Consider the following 26,875-nt stretch of genomic DNA (forward strand, 5'->3'; position numbering starts at 1 on the left):
GAGCCATGAGCTTCAGCACCGCCCCCACCGAATCCTTCGACGTGATCGTGGTCGGCGGCGGCCATGCCGGTTGTGAAGCGGCGATTACCGCCGCCCGGCTGGGCCTGAACACCGCTCTGTTCAGCCTCAATCTCGATCGCATCGCTTGGCAGCCCTGCAACCCGGCCGTTGGCGGCCCCGCCAAAAGCCAGCTCGTCCATGAAGTGGATGCCCTCGGTGGGGTGATCGGCCGCCTGGCCGATGCCACCGCCATCCAGAAGCGCATCCTCAACGCCAGCCGCGGCCCGGCGGTGTGGGCCCTGCGCGCCCAGACCGACAAACGCCTCTATTCCCGCCAGATGCTGCAGCTGCTGCAGCACACCCCCAACCTCGCCCTGCGCGAAGCGATGGTGACCGGCCTGGAAACCAGCGGTGAAGGCGACCAGCACCGCATCAGCGGCATCCGCACCTATTTCGGCAGCGTCTACGGCGCTGACGCGGTGATCCTCACCGCCGGCACCTTCCTCGGCGGCCGCATCTGGGTAGGACATCAATCGATGGCCGCCGGCCGCGCCGGAGAGCAGGCCGCCGAAGGGCTCACCGAAGCACTGCAGCAGCTCGGCTTCCAGACCGACAGGCTCAAAACCGGCACCCCCGCCCGGGTGGACCGGCGCAGCATCGCCCTCGATCAACTGGAGGAGCAGCCGAGCGATGCGGCCGATCGCTTCTTCTCCTTTGACCCGGCCGCCTGGGTGAGCGGTGAGCAGATGAGCTGCCACATCACCCGCACCACCGCAGAAACCCATCAGCTGATCCGCGACAACCTGCACCTCACCGCCATCTACGGCGGCGTGATCGACAGCAAAGGTCCGCGCTATTGCCCCTCAATCGAAGACAAGATCGTTCGCTTTGCGGACAAGGACAGCCACCAGATCTTCCTCGAGCCGGAGGGGCGCGACACCCCGGAGATCTATGTGCAGGGCTTCTCCACCGGCCTGCCGGAACCGATCCAGCTGCAACTGCTGCGCAGCCTGCCGGGCCTGGAGCACGCCGTGATGCTGCGGCCGGCTTACTCGGTGGATTACGACTATCTGCCCGCCACCCAGCTCAAGCCTTCCCTGGAAACCAAGCGGGTGCACGGCCTGTTCAGCGCCGGCCAGCTCAATGGCACCACGGGCTATGAGGAAGCCGCCGCCCAGGGCCTGGTGGCCGGCGTCAACGCCGCCCGGCTGATCGGTGGCCAGGAGCCGGTGCACTTCCCCCGTGAGGGCAGCTACATCGGCACGATGATCGACGATCTGGTGAGCAAGGACCTGCGCGAGCCCTACCGGGTGCTCACCAGCCGCAGCGAATACCGCCTGATCCTGCGGGGCGACAACGCTGACCGCCGTCTCACACCATTAGGCCGTGAGCTGGGCCTGATCGACGACCGGCGCTGGCAGCTGTTCAAAGACAAGCTCCAGGCGATGGAAGGCGAAAAGCAGCGGCTGGAAACCGTGCGGCTCAAGGTGAGCGATCCGGTGGCCCCAGCGGTGGAAGAGGAAACCGGTGCAGCGATCAAAGGCTCGATCACCCTGGCCGACCTGCTGCGCCGGCCCAGCATGCACGCCGCCGATCTGGTGCGCCATGGCCTGGCCGATGCCGATCTGCCCCTGCCCGTGCGCGAGGGCGCCGAGATCGACATCAAATACAGCGGCTACCTGCAACGCCAGCAGCAGCAGATCGATCAGGTGAAACGCCAGAGCCAGCGCAAGCTGCCGGCCGATCTCAACTACGCCGGCATCGGCACTCTTTCCAACGAAGCCCGGGAAAAGCTCACGGCCATTCAACCCAGCACCCTGGGGCAGGCCAGCCGTATCCCTGGCGTCAGCAAAGCCGACATCACCGCTCTGCTGATGTGGCTGGAACTGCAGCAAAGGGAACGCCAACCCCTCGCCCCCACCGCAGAAGCTCGATAGCGTTGGACTCCCGAAACCTCTGCCTTGCCAGCCCGGGTTCCCATCTCACGTGCCTATTGGAACCTGCGGGCTGAGCAGGTGATGGACAACGTGTTCGACCGCGAGACGGTCTCCGCTCCAAGCCAGCCGCACCTGGTGCCGGTGGATGTGGATGTGCACGAACCAACAACCAAACCAAGCGAACCCAGCAAACGCCGCTCCCCCTCCACCTGGCTGCTGCCGCTGATCAGTGGCATCGCCGTTGCCGGCGTGATCTGCAGCGCCTGGCTGGTGAGCAGCCTGCAACGCTCCCGCCTGGAGCTGGAACGGAAGCAAAACACCGCCCTGATCGAGCAGCTGCGCGAGCAAGTGGCGGCCCAAGAAAGCCGCGCCGAAGAGACGGCAACGCCCGAGGAGGCCTCCCTTGCGATCCAAAGCCTCGAACCGCTGACCGTGCCGATCCAACAACCCTTAACGGTTGAGCGCCTGGGCAGCGATCAGGCATTGGCACCGATGGGACCGATCCCGCAACGCACCGGTGTGGTGAAGGGCCCCGGTGGTTCCAGTTCCGCGATTTTTCAACTGGGGCAGGGATCGGTGTCCGCCGGCATCGGTGAAGCGATCGGCAGCAGCGGCTGGGTGCTCACGGACGTCACCGACAGCGGTGCCGTGATCAGCCGCAACGGCCAAAACCAAACCCTCTCGGTGGGAGGACTGTTCTGAACCCCGCCCCCCGTCTTCATCCATCACCGCACCAGCTTTGGCAAGCCCCCACCGATGCGGTGCTCTCAGCGGAGGGGCCGCGTCAACTGCCCGGCCCCTGGCGGCTGATGCTGCTGGGCGATGGCAGCCCCACCCGCCACCTGCGCCTGCTCACCGGTTCGCCCGTTGCCGTGGATCTGATCGCCATGGAGGCTGACCAGAACGACCACCCCGGGGCACCGGAAGAGGTGAAGGAATTGATGGCACCACTGCTGCGCCGCCAGGTGTGGCTCACCTGCGGCGGCACCCCGCTGGCCTGGGCCGAGAGCTGGTGGAACCAGGCCGAAGCGGATTGGCACCTGCGGGACCGTAACCAGCCAATCTGGAAAAGCCTCACCGAAGGGCGTTCCGAGCTGTTCCGTGAAGTGGATGGCTTGGCGCTGGTGGAGGGGGACTGGCTCGACCAGACCTTTGGTCATCGCGGCCCCTACTGGAGCCGCCATTACCGCTTCTTCCGCCAGGGCAAGGCCCTCACCGTGATTCGCGAAGTGTTCAGCCCGCAACTCGAAACCTGGCTCGGGCCCACGCTGCGCCAGGAATTTCAACAAAATTCATGAACAAACCTGCGGGTTTGTTGGGATTTGCTCTTGACAACTTGCCATTAGTTGTGCTCACAAGAAGATATGGCCAATTCGGTGCACCTTGTCATGGCTGCCACCACCTCCTGGCTCAGCCTCACCGACCTCGGTCGGATCTACGGCATTTCGGCGATTCACTGCGGCAAGACCCTCGAACATCAAGGCTGGCGTGACAGGCGGGGCCGCCCCACCCAAAGCGCCCTCGACGCCAACGCCGCCATGCAGACCGGCCCCCATGGCCAGGGACGCACCGTGCTCTGGAACCGCACGGTCTGCAGCGCGCTGCTGGAACAGAAGGGCTATGAGCCGATGAGCCGCAGCCTGCAAGTGGAGCAGTGGACCCAACTGCTGGAAGCGCTGCAGGTGGGATCCCCATCGATCACCGCCACAGCGGACCAGATGGCCGAAGAGATGCCCGGAGAGCTGCTCGAGGATGTGAACCACCAGCTCGCTGCACGGGGTTGCCGCTACCGGGTCAGCCCACGCTCATTGCACGCGAGGCATTAGTCGATCCGGCGGCGGCTGGAGCGCGGCAAGGCCCGGCGGGAGACGGTGGGATTGGGCGCGGCTTCGGGTTCCGGACGAGCTGCCGGCTGGGCAGAGCGCGACCAGCGCTGCACCCGGAAGCTGTCGTCCTCCGGCCACTCGCCCTGTTCTGCTGCGTTGAACTCCTGAGCCACAGGTGGCGTTGATGGGGGCGCTGGAGTCTGCGCTGCTGCTCCGCGGCGGCGGGAGATCGCATCAAGGGGGCGACGGGCGGAACGCATCGAACGTGCAGGCTCTGGCCGACCACGGCCAGCCTCTTGCCAGGGCTCCTGCCAGTCGTCGTCCTCCTCCAACAGCCACTCGACCTTTTCGCCGACCCAGCGGCCCACCGAATCGAGATCCAAACCGGAGCGCCGCCCTCCAGGCCGTTGTCCTGGTCGCCGACCGGACACCCCATCGACGAGCTGACGGCCGGTTTCCAAGAACTGGTCAAGACGGCGATCCCGCTGATCACGGAACCGGTCCAACCGATCGAAACGCTCCTCCATCCCCTGACGTTACCGACGGCGGCGGCGCAACCACTGTTCCCGCCGTAATCCCAGCAACACAATCACCACACCACCGCACTCCAGGGTGAGCCAGAACACCTCCATCTAGCCCTCCGCCTCCACATAACTGAGCAGGCAGCTGGCATCCCAGCGTCCATGGAAATGCTCGACGCAACAGGCCCGGCACGCGGCATTGCGTGTGCGCCTTCGGCATGAGGTGCGACGGCCGCAACGGGGACAGACCGCCAGCCAACGGGGCGGCCGGGGCGGCACGGGATAGCTGTGGCGAATGCTCACCTGAAACCTGCTCTGGGCCGCATTGATGGCGGCCATCCGGGCCCGGAACAGCGGCCCGTGGCTTTCGCGGCGACGCTGCACCAGATCCACCCAGGCGTGGATCATCTCGTGGCAGAGCGTGCTTTCCGTGGCGATCTGCGGTAAGGGCTCAAGCACCGGCCGCGACAGCACGATCTCGCTGCCGCGGCCCTCACCCACACCGGGGCCACGGCGGTAGAACCCCGCCGTGCGGCTCATCCGGCCATCGCTCCAGCGCACCGCCGTCAGCGGCTGACCCCCATCCACCAAAGCACCGCCGAAATGCTCCCGGTTGAGGCGGTGAAACAGCGGCAGCAGGGGCTGCAAAGGCACAGAACGGGGGGGGAGGAGATCCGAATCAGCGCCATCCTGCCGTGGTCAGTCAGACTCAGCCCTGCTTTGACAGCTGGTGATGGAACTGGGACTGGTGCGGGAGATCGGCAGCAAAGCTCTGCTGGCCGGGGGTCTCACCCTGCTGGGGTACTGGATCTACAACGCCGTGAAGCTGGTGCTCGACGCCCGCGGCATCAATCCGCTGATCAAGCAGTTCTTCACCCAGGTGGCTGCCGGCCGCATCGATGCCGCCTACCTGCTCACCACCAAGGCCTACCGCCAGCACGTGAGCCGTCAGCAGTTCATCCGCTTCTTAGCGGGCCTGAAGCTGAACAAGTTCCGCAATCTCAAGTCCGGCCGCCCCCGCGTGCAAGAAGGCAACTTGATCCTCACCGTGAAGCTGAAGTCCGAAGGCGACGAAGAGCTCCCCCTCGACTTCACCTTCACCAAGGTGGACGACAACTGGCGCATTGCCCGCATCAACCAGGTCAATGGCTGATCCGCACGAGCGGGCCGCGGAACTGCGGCAGCTGCTCAACCGTGCCGGCCACGCCTATTACGTTCTTGATGCTCCGGTGATGGAGGACGCGGTCTACGACCGCCTCTATCGCGAGTTGCTCGAGCTGGAACAGAACCATCCAGACCTGCAACGGTCCGACAGCCCCACCCAGCGGGTGGGCGGAGCTCCGGCGGAGGGGTTCACCAGCGTTGAGCACCGCGTGGGCATGCTCAGCCTCGACAACGCCTTCAACCGCGACGACCTGCAGGCCTGGCACGAGCGGCTGCTCAAGGTGCTGGACCGTCCCAGCGACACCCGCCTGCCCCTTGTGGGGGAACTCAAAATTGACGGCAACGCCCTGGCCCTGAGCTACCGCAATGGGGTGCTGGAGCGGGCCGCCACCCGAGGCGATGGCAGCCGCGGTGAAGAGATCACCGCCAACGTGCGCACGATCAGCACGATTCCGCTGCGGCTGCAGATCGAGAACCCACCGGACTGGGTGGAAGTGCGAGGAGAAGCCTTCATCCCTGATGCCACCTTCGCGGCGATCAATGCCGAACGGGAACAACGGGGTGAAGCGCTGTTCGCCAATCCCCGCAACGCCTGCGCCGGCACTCTGCGCCAACTGGATCCGAAGGTGGTGGCCGCCCGCCGGCTCGACTTCTTCGCTTACACCCTGCACCTGCCGGGTGACGCCCAACCCCCCGGCCAATGGGCGGCTCTGAAGTGGCTGAAGACGGCCGGTTTCCGCGTGAACCCGAACCGGGAACGCTGCGAAGACCTGGCCGCCATCCAGCGCTTCTGCGACCACTGGGAGCAGGGACGTCATGACCTCCCCTATGCCACCGACGGCGTGGTGGTGAAGCTGGACGACGTTCAGCTGCAGGACGAAGCCGGCTTCACCCAGAAGGCCCCGCGCTGGGCCATCGCCCTCAAATACCCAGCCGAAGAAGCCCCCACCCGTCTGCTCCGCGTTGGTGCTCAGGTGGGCCGCACCGGTGCCATCACCCCCGTGGCTGAATTCGAAGCAGTCGCGCTGGCCGGCACCAGCGTCAGCCGCGCCACCCTCCACAACGCCGATCGAATCGCAGAACTGGATCTGCACCTGGGCGACACCATCGTGGTGCGCAAAGCCGGGGAGATCATTCCCGAAGTGGTGCGGGTGCTGCCGGAGCTCAGGCCCAGTGACGCCACCCCGGTGCAACTGCCGCAGCACTGCCCCGAATGTGGCTCCAACCTGGTACGAGAGGGAGATGAAGCCGCCACCCGCTGCGTGAACAGCAGCTGCCCGGCGATCCTGCGGGGTGGCCTGCGGCACTGGGTGAGCAAGGGTGCCCTGGATGTGGATGGGCTCGGCAGCAAGTTGATCGAACAGCTGGTGGACCGCGGCCTGGTGGGCTCGCTGGCCGATCTCTACCGCTTGGATGCGGCCCTGCTCGCCAGCCTGGATCGGATGGGCGACAAGTCGGCCACCAACCTGGTGGAGGCCCTGGAGGCCTCCAAACAGAAGCCCTGGCATCGCCAGCTCTATGGCCTGGGCATCCGCCACATCGGCGAGGTCAACGCCAAAGCCCTCGCGGCCGCTTTCTTCAGCATCGACAGCCTGGCAGCAGCAGCACTGGAGGCCCCGGAGCAGATCGCCGAACTGCATGGCATCGGCCCGGAAATCAGCGCCAGCCTGGGCCAATGGCTGCGCACCCCCGCCAACCAGCAGCTGCTGCAGGACTTGCGCAGCGTTGGGCTCTCCCTGGAGGCGAGTGCCTCCGAACAGGAGGCCGCCAGCCAAGCCGGAGCTGACGCCGACGGCGTGCTGCGGGGCAAAACCCTGGTGCTCACGGGCACACTCCCCAACCTCAGCCGCAGCGAAGCCAAAGCGCTGATCGAAGTGGCCGGTGGCAAGGTGAGCGGCAGCGTCAGCAAGAAAACCGACTACCTGGTGGCGGGCGAAGCCGCCGGCAGCAAACTGACCAAAGCCGAGAGCCTCGGGGTGACGGTGCTCAGCGAAGCCGACCTCACCGCCCTGCTGCAGCCATGAGCCCATCCACACCTGCCCTGCACCGCTGGATCAAGACCGACTGCGGACGGGCCAAGTTGGCTGAGCTGCAGCAGCGCACCGGCCCAGCCAAGTGCGCACGCCTGGCCTGGTTCATCCTGATCGCTGCCCTGCGGGACTGGCGTCTGCCCAATCCCGATCAGAGCGACGTCTCCACATCCTGAAGCGCCCGCCGGGCCGCTCGGCTCACCAGCCAGACCACGGCCAGCGTGGCGAGCACCCCCACCAGCCGCAGCGCCCAGGTGCCGGCATCCGCCTCACCCCCCAGCACCTCACCGAAACGGGCCACATCGCCGGCCAGTGCCCCCAAACCGCAGAACAGCACCGTGCCAGGGAGGATGCCGATCAAACCGATGCTGTAATCCCGCAGGCTCACCTCACTGAGGCCGTAGGCCAGGTTGAGCAGCGAGAAGGGAAAGGCGGGCGAGAGGCGCGTCAGCAACACCAACTTCAGGCCCTCCTTGCTCACGGCACGCTCCACCGCCTGCAACTTGGGGAGCTGCTCCAACCGGCGCCGGGCCCAGTCGCGCAGCACCGACCGCCCCAGCAGAAACACCACCACCGCCCCGAGGCAGGCCCCAACAAACACCAGGCCACTGCCAAGCCAGGTGCCGTAGAGCACCCCGGCCAGCATCGACGCCCAAACCCCCGGCAGCAGCAGCGTCACCCAGAGGGCATAGAGCGGCATGAACAGCAGAGCCCCAGCGGGGGAGCACAGCAGCTCCAACACATCCGGCAGCCAGTGCTGAACCAAGGAGATCAAGCGAAATCACCCACACATGGCGTGGAGCATTGCACTAACTCGATGCTGAGGTGTAGAAGCGCAGGGCAAAGAGCCAGAAGGCCCGCGCCGCCGCAAAGAACAGCACCGCCAGAGCCAAGCCCGCCAGCAGCATCGGTGCGGCGGCCTCACCCAACAACACCTGGGCCGGAACCGTGGTGAGAAAGGCCACCGGCAGCACCAGGGTGAACAGCAGGCGCAGGGCAGGCGGGTAGGCGTTGAGGGGATAACGGCCGGAGGCCAGCAGGGCCCGCAACACCTCAGTGGCATTCCAGGTTTTGACGAACCAGATGCTGGTGGCGGCGATCAGAAACCACAGCGAATAGAGGATCAAGCCACCGGCCAACAGCATCACCAGCACGGTGAACAGCGCAAACAGACTGAGCTCCACACCGGCCTGATGGCTGCCCCATGCCAGCAGGCCAAGCCCCAGGCCGATCTCCGGCAGCCCCGCCGGCGAAAGCGTGCGCAGCGACAACCAGAACTGGCTGTCGATCGGTTTGAGCAGCACGAAATCCAGTGTGCCCTCGCGCACATGGGTAACGATCGCCCCGAGGTTCGGGCGCAACCAGGTGGTGGCCATGCCATCGAACACCGTGTAAAGCCCCTGCACCATCAGGGCCTGGGCCCAGCTCCAGCCCCCCAACGTCTGATCGGTGCCATAGAACAGCGAGAGCAGGAACAGGCTGCCGCTGAGGCTCATCGCCACCGCCAGCAACTCGATCAGCACGTTGGCCTGATACTCCAGCTGCACGGCCACGGCCGTGCCCCAGAAGCGACGCAGGGTTCGCCAGTAGCGCCCCATCAGGCCCCCATGGCGCTGTATCGCCGCACGCCAGCCCGCCAGAGCAGCAGCACCAGCGGCAACAGCAGAGCGATCCAGACCAGTTGCGCCCCGAAGCCCGCCACCAGATCCACCGGTTGGCCCGCCAGCACCCGGGCTGGGAAATCGATCAAATACGGGAAGGGCGTCCACTGGGCCAGGGCCCGCACCGCCGGCGGAAAGGCCGTGAGCGGTGCCAGCAGACCGGACAGGAACAGGAAGGGAATGAACTGCAGACGCTCCAGGGCACTGGCCTTCTCACTCCAGAAGCAGAGGGCCGCAATCAGGCTCTGAAACAGAAAGGCGATGGCGAAGGCCATCCAGGTGGCCAGCCAGGCCAGCAGGAAGCCCCCCAACGACGGCAACCAGAAAACCTGGGGCCGCACCACAAAAAACACCGCCGCAATCAGGGCCGCAAAGGGCAGACGGGTGAGCTGCTCGCCGAGGTGGGCCGCCACATAACGCCAGAGCGGATGCAGCGGCTGCAGCAGGTAAGGAGACAGCCGGCCCAGCAGGGCGTCTTCCTCGAAGGCATAGACCACCCACACCACCGAGAACTGGCGCACCAGAAAGGCGCTGAGGAAATAGCGATCCAGGGCCACACCATCCAGCCCCAGCCCCGAGCGCGCGTCGCTGCCGCTCCAGACGCTGAGCATGATGAACGGCAGCACCCCGGACAAGGCCCAGAGCGCGATCTCGGCGCGGTACTCGAGCATGTGGGCGTACTGGGAGCCCAGCAACACCCGGATGATCCGCCGGTTCAGCCCGAAGATCCGCATCAGACACGCCCCTGCCGGAACAACCCACCGATCAGCTCTTCGATCGGTGGATCGGTCACATCCAGATCACGCACGGGGAAGCGATCCAGCAGTTGCGCCACCACGGCGGTGAGCTGATCGCGGGGAACCAGCAGCCGCACATCACAGCCCTCCAGCTGCTCCAAACGCCCCAACCCCGCCAAGTCATCGGCTGAAACGGGCGACTCCAACTCGAGCCGCACCTCCCGCTCCGGTGCCAATTGATCAGCCAGCGCTTCCAGGGGACCGTCGTGGAACAAGCGCCCCTGGTGGATCAACAGCACCCGGGGGCAGAGGGCCGTGATATCAGCCATGTAGTGGCTGGTGAGCAGCACCGTTGCCCCCGTGCGGCGGTTGTACTCGGCCAGGAACTGCCGCACCCGGGCCTGGGCATTCACATCCAGCCCCAGGGTCGGTTCATCGAGGAACAACACCTCCGGCTCGTGCAGCAGCGCCGCCAACAGTTCGGCCTTCATCCGCTGGCCCAGGGAAAGCTTGCGCACCGGCCGGGTGAGTTCCTCCCCCAGCTCCAGCAGATCGGCCAGCTCCTTGATCCGCCGCCGGGCCACAGCATCAGGGATGCCGTAGACCGCTGCATTCACCCGCAGCGAATCCATCGGCGGCAGGTCCCAGAGCAGCTGCTGCTTCTGCCCCATCACCAGGGTGATCCGGCGCAGAAACTCCGCCTGACGGCGCTGGGGCCGGTGCCCCGCCACCTGCACCTCGCCGGCGCTGGGGTGGATCAAGCCGCAGAGCATCTTCAAGGTGGTGGTTTTGCCGGCGCCGTTGGCACCGAGAAAGCCCACCATCTCCCCAGGTTCAATCCGGAAGGAAACGTCCTGCACCGCGGTGACGTCCCGGGTGCGGCGGCGAATGAAATGGCGCAGGGTGCCGGCCAAGCCGGGCTGCTTCTCGGCAACCCGGTAGATCTTGCTCAGCCCCTCAACCTGAATCACCGACTCAGCTCAGATCCGCCAGGCGCTTGCGCGCCAGATCGGCCTGGGCCTGCTTCTCATCGAGGTTGGCTTGGCATTCCGCCACCACCTCCGGCGGGGCTTTGTCGGCGAAGTTGGGGTTGCCCAACCGGCCCGCCAGGCCCTTGATCTCCTTCTCCGCCTTGGCGATGTCTTTCTCGAGGCGCCCTTTCAGTGCATCGAGATCGACAAGGCCTTCGATCGGCAGCAGCACCTGCAGCTCACCGCTCACCCCCGCCAGGGCCTTGGCCACCGGAGCCGCATCAGCCTCCGCCGGCGCCATCACCGCCACCGACTCGGCTCGCGTTAACGCCGTGATGTCGGCCGTGCCCTTGCTGAGCACAGCCGCCAGCTCACCGCGGCCGGTGACGAAGCGCACCGGTACCGGTTGCGAGGGCTTGAGGCCCGCCACCGCACGCAGGTTGCGCACCACACGGATGGCACCGATCAGCTCAGCGAACGAGGCTTCCAACGCATCATCCAAAGCACTTTCATCCAGCTCCGGCCAGCGCTGCAGGGCCAGCAAGGTGGTCTCCGGCTCGCCGGTGACGCTGTGCCAGAGCTCCTCGGTGAGGTGGGGCATCAGCGGATGCAGCATCAAGTGCATCTGACTGATCACCTTGGCCAGCACCTGCTTGGCCACCCGCTGATCGGCGAGGGCCTCGGCTGAGGGGTTCTCACCGGGGTTGAGCCGGCGCTTGCTCAGCTCCAGATACCAGTCGCAGACGTCGTTCCAAGCGAACTCGTAAAGCCCCTTGGCGGCTTCACCCAGGCCATAGCTGCTGTAGCGCTCGGCCGTCTCCCGGTTCACCCGGGCCAGGCGGGAGAGGATCCAGCGGTCCGCCAGCTGCAGGGCAGCGGGATCGGGGTCACCGAGTTGGGCCGGCGTTTCGCCGCCCAGGTTCATCAGGGCGAAGCGGGTGGCGTTCCAGAGCTTGTTGGCGAAGTTGCGCGACGCCTCCACCGTGGCGGAGGTGTCCTTCTTGCGGTCGTAGTCCAGACGAATGTCCTGACCGGCACCGGCCACTTCCCGCACCAGGGCGAAGCGCAGGGCATCGGTGCCGTAACGGTCGATCAGCAGCAGCGGATCGATGCCGTTGCCGGCGCTCTTGCTCATCTTGCGGTTCTGCTCGTCCCGCACCAGGCCGTGGATGTAGACGTCCTGGAAGGGCATCTCGCCGGTGAAGGCGCCGGCCATCATCGTCATCCGGGCCACCCAGAAAAAGATGATGTCGAAGCCCGTCACCATGGTGCTGGTGGGGTACCAGCGCTGCAGGTCGGCGCTGTCAGCATCGGGCCAGCCCAGGGTGGAGAAGGGCCAGAGGCCGCTGGAGAACCAGGTGTCGAGCACGTCTTCGTCCTGCTCGATCTCCGCCGCGGCGCCATACTCCGCCTTGGCCTTCTCCAGGGCTTCGGTTTCGTTGCGGGCCACCACGTAGGGCGTGGTGTCGGTGTACTTACCACCGGTCTCGCTGATCACGAACCAGGCGGGGATGCGATGGCCCCACCAGAGCTGGCGGCTGATGCACCAGTCGCGGATGTCCGTGAGCCAGTCGCGGTAAACCTTCTCCCAGCGCTCGGGGATGAAGCGGGGATCCTGCTTCTCGAGGGCCTCACGGCAGCGGGCCGCCAGGGGCTCGGTTTTGACAAACCACTGGGTGGAGAGCAGCGGCTCCACCGGCACCTTGCCGCGGTCGGAATAGGGAACGCTGTGGCGGTAGTCCTCCACCTTCACCAGCAGCCCCAGCTCCTCCAGGCCGGCCACCACAGCCTTGCGGGCCTCGAAGCGATCCAGCCCCTCGAACTGGCCGGCCTCCTTGTTCATCGTGCCGTTCTTGCGCATCACTGTGATCTGGGGCAGACCGTGGCGCTGGCCGATGGCGAAATCATTGGGGTCGTGGGCCGGCGTCACCTTGACGCAGCCAGTGCCGAAGTCCTTCTCCACGTGGTCATCGGCCACGATCGGAATCTCCCGCCCCACGAACGGCAGGGTGAGGGTCTGGCCCACCAGGTGGGCATAGCGCTCATCGGTGGGATTCACCGCCACCGCTGTATCGCCCAGCATCGTTTCGGGCCGGGTGGTGGCCACCTCCAGGTGGCCGTCGCCGCTGCTGAGCGGATAGCGGAAATGCCAGAGGTGGCCGTCCACCTCCTTCATCTCCACCTCCAGATCACTCACCGCCGAACCGGAGGCGGGACACCAGTTCACCAGGTATTCGCCGCGGTAGATCAGCCCCTGCTCGTGCAGCCGCACGAAGGCCTCCTTCACCGCCTCACTCAGGCCCTCATCGAGGGTGAAGCGCTGGCGCTTCCAATCCACGGAATAGCCCAGGCGCCGCAGCTGACCCACGATCCGGCCACCGCTCTCTGCCTTCCACTGCCAGGCCCGCTCGAGGAACGCCTCACGGCCGAGGTCGTGGCGGGTCTTGCCCTCCTCTTTGAGCTGCTTCTCAAGGATCGTCTGCACCGCGATCGAGGCGTGATCGGTGCCGGGCAAGCAAAGAACGTTCTTTCCCGCCAGGCGCTGATAGCGCACGATCGTGTCGATCAGGGCCGTGTTGAAGGCATGGCCCATGTGCAGGCTGCCGGTGACGTTCGGCGGCGGGATCACCACAGAGAACGGTTCACCGGGGGCCTTCGGGTCGGGATGGAACGCTCCCTGGTCCTCCCAGGCCTGCTGCCAGCGGGCCTCCGTGCCAGCCGGGTCGTAGGTCTTGGCCAGTTCGGGCACAGGAGGCAGGGAGTTCAGTCAAGCCATGGTCGCAAAAGGTGCTGCAGTACCCACCACCACAGGCGTTCACGGTGGATTTCGCCGACTCCTCGATCAAATACAAACTGCTGTTCTGGGTGCGCAATCCCCTGGAAGCTTTTGCGGTCGGCAGCGACCTCCGCCAGGCGATCTGGACGGCGTTCGACAAGAACGGCATCGGCATTCCCTTCCCCCAGCGCCAGGTGTATCCGATGGAATGGCCCCCCTCCAAGGAACAAACCCACCGGATCGGCAGCCCCACCAATCAGCTCCAGGCCGAAGCAGACAGCGATCCTGCCAACGACTCAGCTGGCGAGACGCCGTAGGTAGTCCTCCTGGCGTCCGGCGTTGATCCAACCGGTGGCGATCAACTTGCTGGCGCTCTCATTCACCCGTCCGCGGTGAATGTGGGACGGACCAGCCGGAAAGATCACCAACTTGCCCCGCTCCGCCGGTTCGTGGTGGTCCTGCCAATTGAACTCGGTGCCAGCCTCATCCACGTCGTTGCAATAAAGAATCCAGGCCAGCACCCGGTGCACCGGTTCGGTGGCCTCATCGCTGATGGTCCAATCGCAGTGCCATCGCTTGAACCCTTCCCCCGGGGCGTAGTGCTGGAGGTTGAAGATCGGATTCACAAACAGGCTCTGCTGCGGGCAGCACTGCCGGAACAACGGCCGCTCCTGCAGATAGCGCTCCAAGCCGGCCGTCACCCCCCGCAGGATCAGTTGCGAGAGGGCAAAGGATTCGGGTTCCGAGCGATCAATCGCCACCAGGCTGATGTCGGTGCTCTGTTTCGCCGGTTCCCCCTCACCCTCGGGCCCGAAGGCCACGCCAGGCCGCTGTAAGTCCACCCGGCGCTCGAAGAACTCACGCACCGCATCGGCCACCGAGGCGTAACCGGGATTGCTGTAGCGCCCGATCAGGTTCATGCCGCGGCCTCCAAGCGAGGAATCGCCACCACAGCATGGAGCTGCTGCCAGCGCGACCGGTCAGCCACATGGCCCTGCAACTGCACCTGTTCGATCACCGTGGCAGCGCGCTCAAGATCCAGGGGAACACCCGGGCCCATCGGCAACACCAGCACCTGCTGCTCAGCCGGATCGGCCATCACCTGAAGATCGAGGGCCTCCAGCTCCCGCTCAAAGAACACCCGCCGCATCCGGGTGGTGAGGCTTGGCCCAAGCGCCTCGACGAACCGGGCCATGCCGGCTTCATCCCCGGAGCTGCCGCAATTCAGCGACAACCAGATCAGCAGCTTCACCCAACTTTCCGCCGTCCACAGGGGTTGGAAGCTCTCCCGGTGCTGCCGCACCAGCTCAGCGATTGAAAAATCAAACAGCGTGGCCTGCAGGCCAGTGGCATCAGCGGAATCCATGCTGTTCATCCTCTCCTGCGAAAGGTCAGACTGGGTCGACTGGCTATTCGCACCATGGCCCTGGACCTGAACGATCCCGAACTCGAGTTCTCCGATCTGGTCTACGCCTACCAGAGCTGGGTGATGGCGGTGATCAATGACGAAAAGCTGGACAGCGACGACAAGCTGCTCACCGACGACATCGCCGAGGACGCCCTCAACTCAATGCGCTTCCTGCCGGGCGAGGTAACCAACGCCATCGAAACCAGCCTGGCCCGCGTCTACGACGTGGACGCCGACGAACTGGCCGAGCTGCTCTTCCCTGAGGACTGAGCCCAGGCTCAGGTGAAGCGATGGGTTGGTCCGCGGCTGACATCCCGAACCAGCAGGGCCGTATAGCCCTGATCACTGGAGCCAACAGCGGCCTGGGCCTGGAAACCGCGCGCGCCTTGAAACGCTGCGGGGCCACCGTGGTGTTGGCGTGCCGCAGCCCCCGCAAAGCCGAGAGGGCCAAGCAGGAGTTGCTGCAGGAGCGCGATGGGGGAGCGGTGGATCTGGTGGACCTGGATCTGGCGGACCTGACCAGCGTGCAACAGGCGGTGGCCACCGTCGGGGAGCGCTACGGCTGCCTTGATCTGCTGATCAACAACGCTGGAGTGATGGCACCGCCGCGCCGCACCACCGCCCAGGGGCATGAATTGCAGTTCGGGGTGAATCACCTGGGGCACATGGCCCTGACCCAGGCCCTGCTGCCGCTGCTGCAGAACCGGCCCGATCCCCGAGTGGTGACGGTGACCTCCGGAGCGCAGTACTTCGGCAAGATCCGCTGGGACGATCCCAGCTGGAGCAAGAGCTACGACCGCTATGGGGCCTATGGCCAAAGCAAACTCGCCAACGTGATGTTTGCCCTTGAGCTGGATGCACGCCTGCGCGAGCAGGGCAGCCCCATCCGCTCCCTGGCTGCCCATCCCGGCATCGCGCGCACGGAACTGCAGCCCACCGCAATCGCCAGCGTCGGCAACCGCTTCGAGGCCCTTGCCTACCGGCTGATGGATCCCCTGTTCCAAAGCGCCGGCATGGGTGCCCTGCCCCAACTGCATGCCGCCACCGCGGCGACTGCTCAGGGTGGCGAGCACTACGGCCCTGAGCAGTTCGGCGGCTTGCGGGGTGCACCGGCGCTCTGCCGTGTGGCGCCAGCAGCGAGCCAACCTGCCGAACGGCAGCGGCTCTGGAGCTTGAGCGAGCAGCTGATCGGTGGCTGAATCCCACGCTGTGATGTTGAGTGGCCGCTGGTTGGTCGCCCTTTGAAACCATGGCCACTCGCCGCCCTGCCACCCAGATCAATGCCCGCCAGAAGGTCTTGCTGGCGAACCTGCAGGCCTGTGGTGATGAGATGAGCGGTCAGCAGCTGCACCGCAGCCTGGAGCCCGAACAGGCCATGGGCCTGGCCACGGTCTACCGGAATCTGCGCCAGCTGCAGCAACGGGGCCTGGTGCGCTGCCGCCACCTGCCCAATGGCGAGGCGCTCTATGCGCCGCTGGAGCGGGATCGCCACCACCTCACCTGCGTCGATTGCGGCAAGACCCAGGCGCTCGACCACTGCCCGATTCACGACCTGGAGGTGCCCGAAGACGGTCGCAAAGGCTTCGATCTCCTGTTTCACACGCTTGAATTCTTTGGTCTCTGCAGCGACTGCCGCGAGCGGCAGCAAAGCCCGTCATGACCCTGGCCGCCACGTACTACGGAGCCAATGGCTGGTTGCTCGAATTCGATGATCTCCGCGTTCTGGTGGATCCCTGGTTGCGCGGCAGCCTGAGCTTCCCCCCCGGGGAGTGGCTGCTCAAAGGGGAACTGCCCTGCGAGCGCAAGGTGCCCGAGAAGCTGAACCTGCTGTTGCTCACCCAGGGGCTTGCAGACCACGCCCATCCGGACACTTTGGTGCTTCTCCCCAAGGACCTGCCCGTCATTGGATCGGCGGCGGCTGCACGGGTGGTGGAACGCCTGGGCTTCACCAGCGTGAAAGCCCTCTCCCCCGGAGAGAGCACCAACCACCAGGGCCTGCGGGTGCGCGCCAGCGCCGGTGCACCGGTGCCGATGGTGGAAAACGGTTATCTGCTCGAAAATCGAGCCGGGTCGCTCTATCTCGAACCCCACGGTTTTCTCGATCCAGCCCTGGAGCCACAGCCCCTGGATGCCGTGATCACGCCGATGGTGGATCTGGGGCTGCCGGCGCTTGGAGCGTTCGTCAAAGGCTGCTCCGTGGTGCCGCAACTGGTGGAACGCTTCCAACCCACCACGGTGCTCGCCAGCACCTCCGGCGGCGACGTGCGCTTTGGCGGCGCCTTGAGTCGGGCCCTGCAAATGAAAGGATCCGTAGCCAGCACTGGAGCCCAGCTGCCGGCCAGCAGCTCCTGGACCGATCCAAGACCGGGGGAACGACTGTTGCTGAAAAACTGATTTTTCGGATTAAGCTTTGTAACAACATCTTGAGTTCGATGAAATCCACGCAAGCCAGCGATTCCTGGTTCCAAGGCATCGCTGCCCGCGACATCCACATGGAGCAGCTCAAAAAAGCCGAACGCTTCAACGGCCGTGCAGCCATGGTCGGCATCGTGATCGGAATCATCACCGAGGGGCTCACCGGTGCCGGCATCGTTCACCAGATCGGGCTGGGTCCCCTGGTGGATGGCTATGCCGCCTGCCGCACCCAATTCCTGCCCTTCTGCTTCTGATTCGGAAGGGGGACCACCCCCCCGATGACGAGAATGGTGCGATTCACGTTCGAATCGAATGGCTGCTGACAAGGAACTGCTGAAGGAAGTGGCCCTGGAGCTGTGGAACACCACCAAAAAGCTTCGTCCCGGCCTGCCCAAAGCGCCTCGCGCCCAGCTGGTCTTAAAAGCCCTGCTAACCATCGGTGACATGAGCGATCAGCTGGAAGCCGCCATGGTGCTTGGAGTGATTGAGGCGCAGGAACCCGACGATGAGCCCGGGCAGGGAGAAGCGGCCGGCGAAGACAAGACGGTGTCTGAAACCGATGCCAAGACCGAGCGGGAGACCCCCAGGGTTGTGCGCAAGCGCTCCAGCAGCCGCTGATCAAGACTTCCAAATGACAAGCCACCCATCCCGCTCCCTCCCTGGGGATGGGTCAAGCTCTTGAAAGCGCTTCGGCGAGACGGCTTAACGCTGCAGAGCAACCACAGCCGCCGCAGCAGCAAGGGCCACGATTCCAGCCATCCAGATGCTGCCTTGGCGTTCCAACAACCACGCAGCGTTGCGAGAGATGGACAACCTGCCAGTTGCCAACAGCGCAGTGAACCCCACTAGCAGAACCACGGGAACCACAAGCGCCATGACCAACTGCATCACAAAGTGCCTTTGAGGCCTACCTTCCAATGATGATGTGGTGGCAAATCGAGCTACGTCTCTACGTCCGCACCACAGCCTGAATCTTGACTCTGTTGATCGTCACGGCCGGTTTCATTGGTCTGCTTTGGCTCACGCAAAGCTTGATCAGACGTGGCATGGATGACGGCAGCAACAGCTGAGGCGCCTTCGTTCCGCTGAAGGGACGAACCTCGTCAGCGATGCCTGGGCTCCCCTGGGGCCTGCTCGGCTTCCGCCTTCAGGAAACGGCGATGCTGAGATGAGGCATAGCCGCTGAGGTCAATTCTGCTGGCATTGCTGCCAGCCTTTCGCCACTCCCTTGGGGGAGTGCTTGATCTTTTGTTCATGGAATCGAGTTATCGGTTCTCGCGCAGTGGGCCTTCAATCAGGCTCTTTGGCGTCGCCCCACCTTTGCACACCCAACCGTCCGACGCACCGAACGGATGAGTAGTTGCAGCTACGGCAAGCCATTCGAATCGGACCGATACTCCGCCCAACGGCAAACGGCTTGTGACTCCTGAAGAGCAGTACGTGCAATGCATGGATGCTGCCTACGCCGCTGCTGACAGGGAGACCTGCGTGAAAATGATGCGAAGGGCAGAAGGCGTCCTGCGCGGTGAATTCAGCGCCCAGCCAACAAGCGATGGTCCTGGAGTGCGAGCGCTGGCGAACTGAAGCAAAACCTCAGGAAACGCAGTGCTGAACTGCGTTTTGAAATGGGCGATACTGGGATCGAACCAGTGACAATCTCCTTGTAAGGGAGGTGCTCTACCGCTGAGCTAATCGCCCCACCGGGCAGATTCTGCCCTAACGCGTCAGCTTGGGGGCGCACGACAGCCCCGAAGAGTTGGCAACGGGTCGCCGCCACGATCAGAGCATCTGGGTCCTGAGTCTCCCGCTCGGCATCGCTGTGGGCTTGGTGCTGGGATGGGCGGCAGCCTTGATCGCAGCCGCCAGCTGCCTGGCTGGCGGTTTATGGCTGTCCCCAGACCTCGATACCCGCTCCAATGCGCTGCGGCGCTGGGGAGCCCTCGGCTTTCTCTGGTGGCCCTACCGCCTGCTGATTCCCCATCGCTCGCTCTGGTCCCATGGTCCGCTGCTGGGAACAACCGCGCGCCTGGCGGTGCTGCTCACCTGGTGCCTGATCGTGAGCATGGCGGTTCCAGCACTCTCACCAGCGGTGCTGCTGACGACGCTCCAGCAACTGATGCATCAGCACCCACGGGAGTTCATCGCTCTGCTTGTGGGTTTGGAGGGCAGTGCCTGGATCCACCTGATCCTCGATGGCGACCCCTGGCCCCAGGAATGGTCGAAGAAACGACAGCGATGAGAAGGTGGGCGTTGCCCCAGTTGTTGCCCCTGCATGGCCAACGCTCCTTCTGACGCCATCCAGCGACTGATCGATGTTGTGGCCCAACTCAGGGATCCAACAACGGGCTGTCCCTGGGATCTGGAGCAGACCCATGCCTCGCTGGTGCCCTACGTGCTGGAAGAGGCCCATGAAGTGGCCGATGCGATCCGCCAGGGCAGCGATGCCGAGATGAAGGAAGAGCTGGGGGATCTGCTGCTGCAGGTGGTGCTGCATGCCCAGATCGCTCGGGAGCAGCAGCGCTTTGATTTGGATGCGATTGCCGACGGCATCAGCGACAAACTGATCCGCCGTCACCCCCATGTGTTCGGGGATGCCGTCGCCAGCACCAGTGACGAGGTGCGACGCAGCTGGGAGGCCATCAAGCTCCAGGAGCAGGCCGAGGCCCTGGCGGGCTCCTCCAGCCCCCTCAGCGACCGGCTCAGAACCAAGGTGCGGGGCCTGCCGGCCCTGGCGGGAGCCATGACCATCTCCAAGAAAGCGGCCAAAGCCGGCTTCGAGTGGGATGACATGGCCGGCGTCTGGGAGAAGGTCCATGAGGAGCTGGACGAACTCAAGGAGGCGGTGGCCAACGGCGACAAAGGTCATGCCCAGGAGGAACTGGGCGATCTGCTGTTCACCCTGGTGAATGTGGCCCGTTGGTGCAGCATCGAACCCGAGGAGGGTCTCGCCGGCACGAATCAACGCTTCCTCGACCGCTTCTCCCGCGTTGAAGCTGCCCTGGAAGGGGATCTGCAGGGCAGCAGCATCAACGAATTGGAAGCCCTCTGGAAACAGGCCAAAGCGGCGATCCGAGCAGAACACTCGCCCACCTCTGGATCCGATTAGTCGTCCAGGGAGGGACGACTGCGCCGTTGACGCTTGAGGTCACCACGCTTTTTCTTCGTGTCCAAGCGCCGCTTCACGGCACCACGACCCGGCCGGGTGGCCTTTCGGGCACGAGGTGCTGGCTGCAAGCCCTCCCGCAGCAGCTCCCCCATGCGATGCAGAGCCTTCTGTCGGTTCTGCCATTGGGAGCGTTCTTCTGCGACCACAACCCGTAGGCAGCCCTCCACCAAACGGGTCTGGAAGTGCTCCAGCAATCGGGCGCGGCGAAATGGACCCAGACAGGAACAGTTCGCTAGATCCAGAAGCAATTCCGCACGGGAATCGGTGGTGTTGACCCCCTGCCCGCCGGGGCCGGATGAGCGGCTGAACCGCCAGCGCAGCTCCCTGGACGGAATGGTCAACCGCTCGTTCACCACCAGGTCTTGCACCAGCCATCTCCTGGCTCAAGAACAACAAGATGCTCCCACCAGGTTGATGCTTCGAAGAGGGAGCACCTGCACCAACCCTGACCCCTACCGATAAAACAAAAGCCTTGATCTGACGAAAAAGGCTTTGGAGCTGCCCTCTTCCACAGCAGCTCCCCAACCAAGCACATTCAACCTCCACATCTTGCGTTCGTCAATCCCAAGAGCACCACATCTGGTGTTTGGGAACAGCCCCACCGGGTCCTTAGCTGGAGAGATGCCCACCGCAGCCCATGAGCAGCTGGATTGACGAAGAACACCGCGGCGTCCGCTATGGATTGAAGGGAGAGGTGCTGGTCGAGGAGACCAGTCCGTTCCAGCGGATCAGCGTGATTCGCAGTGAGCGCTACGGGCGGGGGCTACTCCTGGATGGCTGTTGGATGACAGCGGAACAGCAGGAACGCCATTACCACGAGGCCTTGGTGCACCCAGCCCTATGCAGCGCCAGCTCGATCGAGCGGATTCTGGTGATCGGAGGCGGGGACGGCGGCACCGCGCGGGAATGCCTGCGCCACCCAGGCGTCCAGCGGCTGGACATGGTGGAGATTGACGGGCGTGTGGTGGAACTCAGCCGGGAACACCTTCCCGACATCGGCGGATCCGCCTGGTCTGATCCGCGGGTCCAGCTCACGGTGGGCGATGGCATCGCCTGGGCCGCTGAGGCTGAGGACCAGAGCTATGACGTTGTCTTGGTGGATGGCTCTGATCCCGCCGGACCCGCCGAAGGCCTGTTCAACCGCGCCTTCTTTGAAAACTGCCGACGGATGCTGAAGCCCGGGGGCGTGTTCGGCACGCAGAGCGAATCTCCGGAAGCCTTCCGCGATGTCCACATAGCCATGGTGCGCCTGTTACGCGAGGTGTTTGACCATGCCGACCCGCTCTATGGCTGGGTACCGATGTACCCCAGCGGCTGGTGGAGCTGGACCTTCGCTGCGATGGCAACACCCCGTTACCGCACTCCAGACCCAGAGCGCAGCGAGGCCATCGCCGCAGGCTGCGAGATCTGGTCTCCGCGTTGGCAGCGAGGTGCCATGGACGCCATTCCGGCCTTCGTCGAACGGGAGCTGCAGCCATGACCGCACAACCGCCGAGTGGGCTTTTCGACAGTTTGTTTGACAGCGACGGAACCATTTTCATGGGATCCCGTCGCAACCCTGCCGACTGCCGCGTTGGTCTGTTTGGTGTGCCGTATGACGGCACCACCTCCTTTCGCCCTGGCACCCGCTTCGGCCCCGCCGCCATCCGAGAGGTGAGCGCTGGCCTGGAGACCTATTGCCCGCAACTCAACCTGGATCTGGAGGATCTCGACTTCGCGGATCTTGGTGCCGTTGAGATTCCCTTCGGCAACCCTGAGCCCGTTCTCACCAAGGTGAAGCAAGCAACCGAAGCCGTGCTCAGCCTGGGGCTCAGGCCCCTGATGCTGGGCGGGGAGCATTCGATCAGCTCAGGTGCCGTGGAGGCTGTGGCACAACGCCACCCCGACCTAGTGCTGGTGCAGCTGGATGCCCATGCCGACCTCAGGGACAGCTGGCTGGGGGCCCGCCACAGCCATGCCTGCGCCATGCGCCGCTGTTTGGAGGTTCTTCCCAGCCAGACGCTGTTTCAACTCGCGATCCGCAGTGGCACCCGGGAGGAATTCAGCGAACTGCACGAGAGCGGCCGGCTGATGCCCAGCGTCGACGCCCTTCAACAGGCCCTCGCTCCCTTGCAGGGGAAACCCATCTATCTCACCGTCGATCTGGACTGGTTTGACCCCGCCGTTCTGCCTGGAACCGGCACACCGGAACCCGGTGGTTACCACTGGTCTGACTTCGCCAGCCTGATCGCGGTGCTTCGAGAGCATCACCTGGTGGCGGCCGATGTGGTGGAACTGGCCCCACAACTCGACACCAGTGGCATCAGCTCCGTGCTGGCCGCCAAGGTGACCCGCAGCCTGCTGCTGCTCCTGGGTGGCAATCAATAGAAGTGACGGGCATCAGCCCGCTGCTGCCGCAAACGGCTGTGCTGCTTGCTGAGCAATTGCAGCACCAGCGTTGGGTGCCGATGGATGAGCGCCAGAAAATTGGAGCGGCTCAGGCGGAACAACGAAACAGGCGTCACCGCTGTGGCATCACGGCTGTGACACTCGGCGCCATCCACCAGATCCTCATAGAAAAACAATTCACCGGAACCAAAGCGAATGCGGTTCAACGGACCACTGCTCAGTTCCATCCATCCCCGTTCAATCACATGGATGAACTGCACAGGCTCACCGGCACTGAAAACAGTTGCGCCGGTGGGAAGGGTCAGGCGATCCACCTCAGGCTGTTCCTGGATCAGTTCCAGAGGAGTCAGCGGAGCTGAGGCGGACAAGGCAACAACCGGGATTGGCTGCAGTATCCCGTGCTCATCCGGTGGAGGCCATCAGCAATGGCGGAGACGTGGATGGATCCAGGCTCACGTCAAGCTGCGATCCAGCTCCAGCTGACGCTCTCCAACACCGCTGCTCTGCAGAGCCGGAAGCTTGGGGGAACGGGGGGTCCAGTGGTGACAGACCATCAGATCTGCAATCTCGGCATGCACCTCCAACCGGCGCAGACGGCACCACCCCTTCGCACCTGCCGGCAGGGTGCAGTACTGACAACTGCGACAGCAGGAGCTGGCGGCCAAACAAGCGCTCCGGAAACGCGCTCAAGCTAGTGACGGTCTGCGAAACGGACCATGGACAGGGGCAAATTTCCGGGTTCCCTTCCGGATCGTGAAGCCCTCCATAAGAATGCGCTTCTCATCGGCCGCCCCCATGTCCCTGCAGCGCACTCCCCTGTTCGAGTCCTGCCGCAGCGCCGGGGGCCGCATGGTGCCGTTTGCAGGCTGGGAGATGCCGGTTCAGTTCAGCGGCCTGATCCAGGAGCACAAGGCCGTTCGCGAACGGGTCGGCATGTTCGATATTTCCCACATGGGAGTGCTGCGCCTCGAAGGTGCCAATCCCAAGGATGCGCTGCAAAAGCTGATCCCCAGCGACCTGCACCGCATCGGTCCCGGCGAAGCCTGCTACTCGGTTCTGCTGAACGAGCGCGGCGGCATTCGCGACGACCTCATCGTTTACGACTGCGGTGCCATTGATGCCGAACGGGGTGCGCTGGTGCTGGTGATCAATGCCGCCTGCGCCGACAGCGACACCGCCTGGATCCGTGAACAGATGGAGCCCGCTGGCCTGACGGTGACCGACATCAAAAAGGACGGAGTGCTGCTCGCTCTGCAGGGCCCTGAGGCCATGGGTTTGCTGCAGGAGCTGAGCGGCGAAGACCTCAGCGGCTTGCCCCGCTTCGGCCACCGGATGCTCAACCTCGAGGGCCTGAGCCAACCAGTGTTCAGTGCTCGCACGGGCTATACCGGCGAAGACGGTGCCGAGCTGCTGCTCAACGCCGACGACGGACAGAAGCTCTGGCAGCTTTTGCTCGATCGCGGTGTCACCCCCTGCGGCCTGGGGGCACGGGACACCTTGCGGCTGGAGGCCGCCATGCACCTTTACGGCCAGGACATGAACGACAAAACCAACCCCTTTGAGGCCGGGTTGGGTTGGCTCGTGCACCTGGAAATGCCCGTGGATTTTGTGGGCCGACAGGCGCTGGAGCAGGCGGCGGAATCCGGCCCGGCCAAACGCCTGGTGGGGCTCAAGCTGCAGGGTCGTGCCATCGCCCGCCACGACTACCCCGTGATGCACAACGGAGAGACGGTGGGCATTGTCACCAGCGGCACCTGGTCACCCACCTTGGAAGAAGCGATCGCCCTGGCCTACTTGCCGCCGTCCCTCGCCAAGCTCGGCACCGAACTGAGCGTTGAGATCCGCGGCAAGGCCCAGCCGGCAACGGTCGTTCGCAAGCCCTTCTACAAACGCGCCTGAAGCTCACCGCTGCTGTGGGAAACTCGCTCTTCTCCAGTTGAGACATCCCATGCGCAGCAACGGTTGCGGCGACCTGCGCGAACAGAACATTGATCAGCAGGTGCAACTGTGCGGCTGGGTGGATCGACGCCGTGATCACGGCGGGGTGATTTTCATCGACCTGCGGGACCGCAGCGGCACGGTGCAGATCACGGTTGACCCCGATCTGGGCGCCGACGCCTTCGCCGTCGCCGAGCATCTGCGCAGCGAAACCGTGCTGCAGGTTGAAGGAAAAGTCCGGGCCCGACCCGGCGACTCCCTGAACGACAAGCTGGCGACGGGAGCCGTGGAAGTGCTCGCCAGCGGCATCACCGTGCTGAACAGCGTGAAAGGCAACCTGCCCTTCCCCGTGTCGGTGCACGACGAGGAGAACACTCGCGAAGAACTGCGGCTGCGCCACCGCTATCTGGATCTGCGCCGCAAGCGCATGAACGACAACCTGCGGCTGCGGGCCCAGACCATCCAGGCCGCCCGTCGCTTCCTGGAAGACGCCGGTTTCATCGAGGTGGAGACCCCGGTGCTGACCCGCTCCACGCCGGAAGGCGCCCGCGATTACGTGCTGCCCAGCCGGGTCTGCGGCGGCGAATGGTTCGCCCTGCCCCAGTCCCCCCAGTTGTTCAAGCAGCTGCTGATGGTGGGCGGCATCGAGCGGTACTACCAGGTGGCCCGCTGCTTCCGCGACGAAGACCTGCGGGCCGACCGCCAGCCGGAATTCACCCAGCTGGACATCGAGATGAGCTTCATGGATCAGGAGCAGATCCTGGAGCTGAACGAATCACTGATCTGCGCCATCTGGAAGGCCGTGAAGGGCATCGAACTGCCGCGGCCCTTCCCACGCATGACCTGGCATGAAGCCATGGAGCGCTATGGCACCGACCGACCCGACACCCGCTACGGCATGGAGCTCACCAACGTGAGCGACATCGTGAAGGACATGGGCTTCAAGGTGTTCAGTGGCGCCGTGAAGTCCGGCGGCGCTGTGAAGTGCATCGCGGTGCCCGGCGGCAACGATGCGGTGAGCAACGTGCGGATCAAGCCGGGTGGTGATGTGTTCAGCGAGGCACAGAAAGCTGGTGCCGGTGGCCTGGCCTTCATCCGGGTGCGCGACGGCGGTGAGATCGACACAATCGGCGCCATCAAGGACAACCTCAGCGATGAGCAGAAGCAGGAGCTGCTCAGCCGCACCGGCGCGGAACCCGGCACCCTGCTGCTGTTCGGTGCAGGCGACACCGCCACGGCGAACAAGGCCCTCGACAGGGTGCGCCAGTACCTGGCCAAGGAGCTGGGCATGGTGAAGGCCGACCGGGACAACGACCAGTGGAACTTCCTCTGGGTGGTGGACTTCCCGATGTTCGAGTTCAACAGCGACGAGAACCGTTACGAGGCCCTGCACCACCCCTTCTGCGCGCCCAATGCGGAAGATCTCGGCAGCGATGCATCGAAGTGGGCCGAAACCCTGCCCGGAGCCCGGGCCCAGGCTTACGACCTTGTACTCAATGGCCTTGAGCTCGGCGGCGGCTCCCTGCGCATCCATGACTCCGCCCTGCAGCGCCAGGTGTTGCAGACGGTTGGATTGCCTCTCGAGGAGGCCCAGGAGCAGTTCGGCTTCCTGATGGACGCTCTTGATGTGGGCGCACCGCCCCACGGCGGCCTGGCCTTCGGCGTGGACCGGATGGTGATGCTGCTGGCCGGCGAGGAGTCGATCCGCGACACCATTGCCTTCCCCAAGACCCAACAGGCCCGCTGCCTGATGACCAGTGCCCCAGGGGGCGTTGCCGACAAGCAGCTGGAGGAACTGCATGTGGCCAGCACTTGGGTTGAGCCCGACCAGGAAGACTGAAGGCGTCTACTGGGCCGAGCAGATCCCGAAGGGAATCAGCGCATTTGTCGCACCGCGGCCAACGGCGAGGAACCCTGAAGTTGGACTTCACAAGGCC

At 64.7% G+C, this 26,875-nt stretch carries 31 protein-coding genes, 1 tRNA gene and 1 pseudogene; 20 read left to right on the top strand and 13 right to left on the bottom strand.

What is annotated here, in order from left to right; all coding sequences use genetic code 11:
- The first annotated feature begins 5 nt into the window (after positions 1-5).
- The 4 genes from mnmG to DXY04_RS03075 all read left to right on the top strand — a co-directional run bounded on the left by mnmG (position 6) and on the right by DXY04_RS03075 (position 3,763).
- The gene (gene mnmG / locus DXY04_RS03060; protein ID WP_115160938.1) at positions 6-1,937 is read left to right on the top strand and encodes a tRNA uridine-5-carboxymethylaminomethyl(34) synthesis enzyme MnmG; all 1,932 of its coding nucleotides are present in this window, start codon (positions 6-8) and stop codon (positions 1,935-1,937) included.
- Positions 1,938-1,961: 24 nt separating this feature from the next.
- Entirely contained in the window at positions 1,962-2,639 is a 678-nt protein-coding gene (locus DXY04_RS03065) for a pilus assembly protein PilZ (RefSeq protein WP_244278557.1), read from the top strand.
- Positions 2,636-3,235: a chorismate lyase gene (locus tag DXY04_RS03070; protein ID WP_170951341.1), complete on the top strand. Its 600-nt coding sequence runs from the start codon at positions 2,636-2,638 to the stop codon at positions 3,233-3,235. Before DXY04_RS03065 ends, DXY04_RS03070 begins: the two co-directional genes overlap by 4 nt.
- Positions 3,236-3,325: 90 nt before the next feature.
- Positions 3,326-3,763, top strand: a complete 438-nt coding sequence (locus DXY04_RS03075) for a hypothetical protein (RefSeq protein ID WP_115161256.1) — start codon at positions 3,326-3,328, stop codon at positions 3,761-3,763.
- On the opposite strand, the gene DXY04_RS03080 is transcribed toward DXY04_RS03075, so the two are convergent.
- Positions 3,760-4,290, bottom strand: coding sequence for a hypothetical protein (locus tag DXY04_RS03080; protein WP_115160940.1), 531 nt, complete (start codon positions 4,288-4,290; stop codon positions 3,760-3,762). The genes DXY04_RS03075 and DXY04_RS03080 overlap by 4 nt on opposite strands.
- Positions 4,291-4,395: 105 nt before the next feature.
- Positions 4,396-4,938, bottom strand: coding sequence for a SprT family zinc-dependent metalloprotease (locus DXY04_RS03085; protein ID WP_115160941.1), 543 nt, complete (start codon positions 4,936-4,938; stop codon positions 4,396-4,398).
- Between the two features lie 79 nt (positions 4,939-5,017).
- On the opposite strand from DXY04_RS03085, the gene DXY04_RS03090 reads away from it, so the two are divergent.
- From DXY04_RS03090 to DXY04_RS03100, 3 genes are read left to right on the top strand one after another with little or no spacing between them, the layout of a single operon-like run.
- Positions 5,018-5,437, top strand: coding sequence for a hypothetical protein (locus tag DXY04_RS03090; protein WP_114987734.1), 420 nt, complete (start codon positions 5,018-5,020; stop codon positions 5,435-5,437).
- Positions 5,430-7,472, top strand: coding sequence for an NAD-dependent DNA ligase LigA (gene ligA / locus DXY04_RS03095; protein WP_115160942.1), 2,043 nt, complete (start codon positions 5,430-5,432; stop codon positions 7,470-7,472). Before DXY04_RS03090 ends, ligA begins: the two co-directional genes overlap by 8 nt.
- On the top strand, positions 7,469-7,654 hold the full coding sequence (locus DXY04_RS03100; protein ID WP_115160943.1) for a hypothetical protein: 186 nt from the start codon (positions 7,469-7,471) through the stop codon (positions 7,652-7,654). Before ligA ends, DXY04_RS03100 begins: the two co-directional genes overlap by 4 nt.
- On the opposite strand, the gene DXY04_RS03105 is transcribed toward DXY04_RS03100, so the two are convergent.
- Genes DXY04_RS03105 through DXY04_RS03125 form a run of 5 tightly spaced genes read right to left on the bottom strand, consistent with a single transcriptional unit; the run spans position 7,630 to position 13,596 of the window.
- Positions 7,630-8,253, bottom strand: a complete 624-nt coding sequence (locus tag DXY04_RS03105) for a TVP38/TMEM64 family protein (protein WP_115160944.1) — start codon at positions 8,251-8,253, stop codon at positions 7,630-7,632. The two genes, DXY04_RS03100 and DXY04_RS03105, sit on opposite strands and share 25 nt — an antisense overlap.
- Before the next feature lie 34 nt (positions 8,254-8,287).
- Positions 8,288-9,076, bottom strand: coding sequence for an ABC transporter permease (locus DXY04_RS03110; RefSeq protein WP_115160945.1), 789 nt, complete (start codon positions 9,074-9,076; stop codon positions 8,288-8,290).
- Complete coding sequence (locus tag DXY04_RS03115) at positions 9,076-9,873, bottom strand: ABC-2 family transporter protein (RefSeq protein WP_115160946.1); 798 nt, start codon at positions 9,871-9,873, stop codon at positions 9,076-9,078. The genes DXY04_RS03110 and DXY04_RS03115 overlap by 1 nt, the downstream gene beginning before the upstream one ends.
- Positions 9,873-10,847, bottom strand: coding sequence for an ATP-binding cassette domain-containing protein (locus DXY04_RS03120; RefSeq protein ID WP_115160947.1), 975 nt, complete (start codon positions 10,845-10,847; stop codon positions 9,873-9,875). The genes DXY04_RS03115 and DXY04_RS03120 overlap by 1 nt, the downstream gene beginning before the upstream one ends.
- A 4-nt stretch (positions 10,848-10,851) precedes the next feature.
- Positions 10,852-13,596 (bottom strand): valine--tRNA ligase, encoded by a 2,745-nt coding sequence (locus DXY04_RS03125; protein ID WP_115160948.1) that lies wholly within the window; start codon positions 13,594-13,596, stop codon positions 10,852-10,854.
- 35 nt (positions 13,597-13,631) lie between these two features.
- On the opposite strand from DXY04_RS03125, the pseudogene DXY04_RS03130 reads away from it, so the two are divergent.
- Positions 13,632-13,940: pseudogene (locus DXY04_RS03130) on the top strand (mechanosensitive ion channel protein); the annotation flags it as partial.
- Here DXY04_RS03130 and DXY04_RS03135 read toward each other — a convergent pair.
- On the bottom strand, positions 13,920-14,543 hold the full coding sequence (locus DXY04_RS03135; protein WP_115160949.1) for a 2OG-Fe(II) oxygenase: 624 nt from the start codon (positions 14,541-14,543) through the stop codon (positions 13,920-13,922). The pseudogene DXY04_RS03130 and the gene DXY04_RS03135 sit on opposite strands and share 21 nt — an antisense overlap.
- Positions 14,540-14,989: a protein phosphatase gene (locus DXY04_RS03140; protein WP_115161257.1), complete on the bottom strand. Its 450-nt coding sequence runs from the start codon at positions 14,987-14,989 to the stop codon at positions 14,540-14,542. Before DXY04_RS03140 ends, DXY04_RS03135 begins: the two co-directional genes overlap by 4 nt.
- Before the next feature lie 54 nt (positions 14,990-15,043).
- On the opposite strand from DXY04_RS03140, the gene DXY04_RS03145 reads away from it, so the two are divergent.
- From DXY04_RS03145 to DXY04_RS03170, 6 genes are read left to right on the top strand one after another with little or no spacing between them, the layout of a single operon-like run.
- Positions 15,044-15,301, top strand: a complete 258-nt coding sequence (locus DXY04_RS03145; protein ID WP_006852028.1) for a hypothetical protein — start codon at positions 15,044-15,046, stop codon at positions 15,299-15,301.
- Between the two features lie 20 nt (positions 15,302-15,321).
- On the top strand, positions 15,322-16,230 hold the full coding sequence (locus DXY04_RS03150; RefSeq protein WP_115160950.1) for an oxidoreductase: 909 nt from the start codon (positions 15,322-15,324) through the stop codon (positions 16,228-16,230).
- A gap of 50 nt (positions 16,231-16,280) precedes the next feature.
- Complete coding sequence (locus tag DXY04_RS03155) at positions 16,281-16,691, top strand: transcriptional repressor (RefSeq protein ID WP_114987764.1); 411 nt, start codon at positions 16,281-16,283, stop codon at positions 16,689-16,691.
- Positions 16,688-17,425 carry an MBL fold metallo-hydrolase gene (locus DXY04_RS03160; protein ID WP_115160951.1) on the top strand — a complete coding sequence of 246 codons (738 nt, stop codon included), beginning with the start codon at positions 16,688-16,690 and terminating at the stop codon, positions 17,423-17,425. Before DXY04_RS03155 ends, DXY04_RS03160 begins: the two co-directional genes overlap by 4 nt.
- Before the next feature lie 38 nt (positions 17,426-17,463).
- A complete protein-coding gene (locus tag DXY04_RS03165; protein ID WP_115160952.1) occupies positions 17,464-17,700 on the top strand; it encodes a high light inducible protein in 237 nt (78 codons plus the stop codon).
- A 58-nt stretch (positions 17,701-17,758) separates the two neighbouring features.
- Positions 17,759-18,064: a TIGR03894 family protein gene (locus DXY04_RS03170; protein WP_115009834.1), complete on the top strand. Its 306-nt coding sequence runs from the start codon at positions 17,759-17,761 to the stop codon at positions 18,062-18,064.
- A gap of 1,008 nt (positions 18,065-19,072) precedes the next feature.
- On the opposite strand, the gene DXY04_RS03180 is transcribed toward DXY04_RS03170, so the two are convergent.
- A tRNA-Val gene (locus DXY04_RS03180) sits at positions 19,073-19,144 on the bottom strand.
- A gap of 58 nt (positions 19,145-19,202) precedes the next feature.
- On the opposite strand from DXY04_RS03180, the gene DXY04_RS03185 reads away from it, so the two are divergent.
- Complete coding sequence (locus DXY04_RS03185) at positions 19,203-19,685, top strand: metal-binding protein (RefSeq protein WP_115161258.1); 483 nt, start codon at positions 19,203-19,205, stop codon at positions 19,683-19,685.
- Between the two features lie 33 nt (positions 19,686-19,718).
- The gene (gene mazG, locus DXY04_RS03190) at positions 19,719-20,552 is read left to right on the top strand and encodes a nucleoside triphosphate pyrophosphohydrolase (RefSeq protein ID WP_115160954.1); all 834 of its coding nucleotides are present in this window, start codon (positions 19,719-19,721) and stop codon (positions 20,550-20,552) included.
- On the opposite strand, the gene arfB is transcribed toward mazG, so the two are convergent.
- Positions 20,549-20,980 (bottom strand): alternative ribosome rescue aminoacyl-tRNA hydrolase ArfB, encoded by a 432-nt coding sequence (gene arfB / locus DXY04_RS03195; RefSeq protein ID WP_115160955.1) that lies wholly within the window; start codon positions 20,978-20,980, stop codon positions 20,549-20,551. The two genes, mazG and arfB, sit on opposite strands and share 4 nt — an antisense overlap.
- Before the next feature lie 269 nt (positions 20,981-21,249).
- Between arfB and speE the strand changes: the two genes are divergently transcribed.
- The gene (speE, locus tag DXY04_RS03200) at positions 21,250-22,092 is read left to right on the top strand and encodes a polyamine aminopropyltransferase (protein WP_115160956.1); all 843 of its coding nucleotides are present in this window, start codon (positions 21,250-21,252) and stop codon (positions 22,090-22,092) included.
- Positions 22,089-22,979, top strand: a complete 891-nt coding sequence (gene speB, locus DXY04_RS03205; RefSeq protein ID WP_115160957.1) for an agmatinase — start codon at positions 22,089-22,091, stop codon at positions 22,977-22,979. Before speE ends, speB begins: the two co-directional genes overlap by 4 nt.
- Here the strand turns inward: speB and DXY04_RS03210 are convergent.
- Positions 22,973-23,368: a cyclic nucleotide-binding domain-containing protein gene (locus DXY04_RS03210; RefSeq protein WP_115160958.1), complete on the bottom strand. Its 396-nt coding sequence runs from the start codon at positions 23,366-23,368 to the stop codon at positions 22,973-22,975. The two genes, speB and DXY04_RS03210, sit on opposite strands and share 7 nt — an antisense overlap.
- An 84-nt stretch (positions 23,369-23,452) precedes the next feature.
- Complete coding sequence (locus DXY04_RS03215; RefSeq protein WP_115009811.1) at positions 23,453-23,665, bottom strand: hypothetical protein; 213 nt, start codon at positions 23,663-23,665, stop codon at positions 23,453-23,455.
- Between the two features lie 130 nt (positions 23,666-23,795).
- On the opposite strand from DXY04_RS03215, the gene gcvT reads away from it, so the two are divergent.
- A complete protein-coding gene (gene gcvT, locus DXY04_RS03220) occupies positions 23,796-24,899 on the top strand; it encodes a glycine cleavage system aminomethyltransferase GcvT (protein ID WP_115160959.1) in 1,104 nt (367 codons plus the stop codon).
- Between the two features lie 49 nt (positions 24,900-24,948).
- Positions 24,949-26,778, top strand: coding sequence for an aspartate--tRNA ligase (gene aspS, locus DXY04_RS03225; RefSeq protein ID WP_115160960.1), 1,830 nt, complete (start codon positions 24,949-24,951; stop codon positions 26,776-26,778).
- Positions 26,779-26,875 lie beyond the last annotated feature (97 nt).

The sequence above is a fragment of the Synechococcus sp. UW86 genome (assembly GCF_900474085.1).
GTDB lineage: Bacteria > Cyanobacteriota > Cyanobacteriia > PCC-6307 > Cyanobiaceae > Parasynechococcus.

Bases quoted from the DNA above. Each gene is read 5' to 3' on its own strand.
- mnmG (WP_115160938.1), top strand. From the start codon at position 6: ATGAGCTTCAGCACCGCCCCCACCGAATCCTTCGACGTGATCGTGGTC.
- DXY04_RS03075 (WP_115161256.1), top strand. From the start codon at position 3,326: ATGGCTGCCACCACCTCCTGGCTCAGCCTCACCGACCTCGGTCGGATC.
- DXY04_RS03080 (WP_115160940.1), bottom strand. From the start codon at position 4,290: ATGGAGGAGCGTTTCGATCGGTTGGACCGGTTCCGTGATCAGCGGGAT.
- DXY04_RS03090 (WP_114987734.1), top strand. From the start codon at position 5,018: ATGGAACTGGGACTGGTGCGGGAGATCGGCAGCAAAGCTCTGCTGGCC.
- ligA (WP_115160942.1), top strand. From the start codon at position 5,430: ATGGCTGATCCGCACGAGCGGGCCGCGGAACTGCGGCAGCTGCTCAAC.
- DXY04_RS03100 (WP_115160943.1), top strand. From the start codon at position 7,469: ATGAGCCCATCCACACCTGCCCTGCACCGCTGGATCAAGACCGACTGC.
- DXY04_RS03110 (WP_115160945.1), bottom strand. From the start codon at position 9,076: ATGGGGCGCTACTGGCGAACCCTGCGTCGCTTCTGGGGCACGGCCGTG.
- DXY04_RS03115 (WP_115160946.1), bottom strand. From the start codon at position 9,873: ATGCGGATCTTCGGGCTGAACCGGCGGATCATCCGGGTGTTGCTGGGC.
- DXY04_RS03135 (WP_115160949.1), bottom strand. From the start codon at position 14,543: ATGAACCTGATCGGGCGCTACAGCAATCCCGGTTACGCCTCGGTGGCC.
- DXY04_RS03140 (WP_115161257.1), bottom strand. From the start codon at position 14,989: ATGGATTCCGCTGATGCCACTGGCCTGCAGGCCACGCTGTTTGATTTT.
- DXY04_RS03145 (WP_006852028.1), top strand. From the start codon at position 15,044: ATGGCCCTGGACCTGAACGATCCCGAACTCGAGTTCTCCGATCTGGTC.
- DXY04_RS03150 (WP_115160950.1), top strand. From the start codon at position 15,322: ATGGGTTGGTCCGCGGCTGACATCCCGAACCAGCAGGGCCGTATAGCC.
- DXY04_RS03155 (WP_114987764.1), top strand. From the start codon at position 16,281: ATGGCCACTCGCCGCCCTGCCACCCAGATCAATGCCCGCCAGAAGGTC.
- DXY04_RS03160 (WP_115160951.1), top strand. From the start codon at position 16,688: ATGACCCTGGCCGCCACGTACTACGGAGCCAATGGCTGGTTGCTCGAA.
- DXY04_RS03165 (WP_115160952.1), top strand. From the start codon at position 17,464: ATGAAATCCACGCAAGCCAGCGATTCCTGGTTCCAAGGCATCGCTGCC.
- DXY04_RS03170 (WP_115009834.1), top strand. From the start codon at position 17,759: ATGGCTGCTGACAAGGAACTGCTGAAGGAAGTGGCCCTGGAGCTGTGG.
- mazG (WP_115160954.1), top strand. From the start codon at position 19,719: ATGGCCAACGCTCCTTCTGACGCCATCCAGCGACTGATCGATGTTGTG.
- speE (WP_115160956.1), top strand. From the start codon at position 21,250: ATGAGCAGCTGGATTGACGAAGAACACCGCGGCGTCCGCTATGGATTG.
- speB (WP_115160957.1), top strand. From the start codon at position 22,089: ATGACCGCACAACCGCCGAGTGGGCTTTTCGACAGTTTGTTTGACAGC.
- gcvT (WP_115160959.1), top strand. From the start codon at position 23,796: ATGTCCCTGCAGCGCACTCCCCTGTTCGAGTCCTGCCGCAGCGCCGGG.
- aspS (WP_115160960.1), top strand. From the start codon at position 24,949: ATGCGCAGCAACGGTTGCGGCGACCTGCGCGAACAGAACATTGATCAG.